General features: G+C 61.5%; 2 protein-coding genes. Both read left to right on the forward strand.

From position 1 onward, the window contains the following. Nucleotides 1–267: ATP-grasp fold amidoligase family protein (locus tag AC1DX0_RS35670; RefSeq protein WP_477359160.1), on the forward strand; the 267-nt coding region annotated here is incomplete at its 5' end. Nucleotides 268–430: 163 nt separating this feature from the next. After that, nucleotides 431–1,492: an ATP-grasp fold amidoligase family protein gene (locus AC1DX0_RS35675; RefSeq protein WP_477359163.1), complete on the forward strand. Its 1,062-nt coding sequence runs from the start codon at nt 431–433 to the stop codon at nt 1,490–1,492. Nucleotides 1,493–1,582 lie beyond the last annotated feature (90 nt).

A 1,582-nucleotide genomic window follows, 5' to 3' on the forward strand; every position in this document is an offset into this window, starting at 1 on the left:
ATTTCGATGGCCCCGCGCATCGCCGGCGACCTCGACTATATCCGCGTCGACTTCCTGGTCACCGAGGAAAGTCTCTATGCCGGTGAGATTACCGCCTACACGGCCGCCGGCTACGGGACATGGACGAACCCGGYAATCGCCGCGGAAATCGCGCGGCTCTGGCGGCTCGACCGATCCGCCTTTCTGCGCCAGCGGCACAGCGGAGCGATGGGACTCTATGCCAACGCGCTTCGTCGGAGATGTCAGAGTGGAGTCACAAACCGCTGACAAGAATGGCCGCTGACAAGAATGGCCGCTGACAAGAATGGCCGCTGACAAGAATGGCAATGGCGACCACGCCGGAAAAGGCGAACGGTATCGACAATTCACGCAAATCCCGCGCCGCCGCGCCTGCAAAACCTTTTACGAAAGTGCAAATCGCGATACGGGGATGAATACATCCGATCTGCCCGGATCGGACTCAGCCAACAACGGCCGGGTATTCCTGATGACTGCCAAGGCCAATTTTTCCTGGACAGGACGCATTATTCTGTCTGTCGCAGGGTTGTTGCTGACCCTTCGTCACCCCGTGCTGGCGGTGCGGTTCGTGATGAAACTCGGCTACCTGCCCAATCTGGCCGCGCCCGAAACATACCACGAGATGTTGCTCTGGCGAAAAATCGTCGACCGCAATCCGCTGTTCGTAACACTGACCGACAAGCTCGCCGCCAAGGCTCATATCCGGGACGCCTGTCCCGAGATCGCCGTGCCTCAGACGCTCTGGTCCGGGCGCGACCCTGCCGACATTCCTCTCGACCTGCTGGCCGGCAATGTCATCGTCAAGACAAACCACGGCTGCGCGATGAACATATTCGTTGCCAATGGCGCCCCCAATCACGGCCTCATCGTCGCCAAGACGAGGCACTGGCTGAGAAAACGCTATGGYCGCCGCAATGGCGAATGGGCCTATTGGCCKGTCATTCCCACCGTCTTCGTGGAAGAGCGGCTGGCGCTGTCCGGTGCAACGATCGCAACCGATATCAAAGTGCATGTTTGCGGCGGCGTAATAACGCATGCCTGGGTCGAGGATAAGGAAGCCGGGCGTTCGCTGCTTTTGGATCGGGACGCCAATCCATTGCCCGGGCGCGATCCGGACTATCCCCGCGAGGATCAGGCGGTGCCCGTCAATGCGCGGCTTCTCGGCTATGTCCGTCAGGCGATATCGATCGCCCCTGTCATCGCCGGCAAGCTCGACTATATCCGCATCGACTTCCTGGTCACCGACCATTGTCTCTATGCCGGCGAGATCGTCGTCTATCCCGGCGCCGGCTACGGCACCACGACCAATCCGGCGTTCGCCGGCGAGATCGAGCGGCTCTGGYGGCTCGACCAATCCGCCTTCCTGCGCCGGCCCCACAAAGGGGTTGTGCGCCTCTATGCCGACGCGCTCCGCGCCAGATACCGGAGCGGCATCGCAAATGACCAGGCTGGGGTCGCGCAGCACTCCGGATGAAGCCGCCGGGACCGGCAGCGCGGTTTTTCCGCAACCACGGCATGAACCTTTCCTTCGAGGGCAGCACTAAGCCTGCATGGACGCCAGAAC

This window comes from Mesorhizobium sp. P3_A9 (assembly GCF_056402975.1).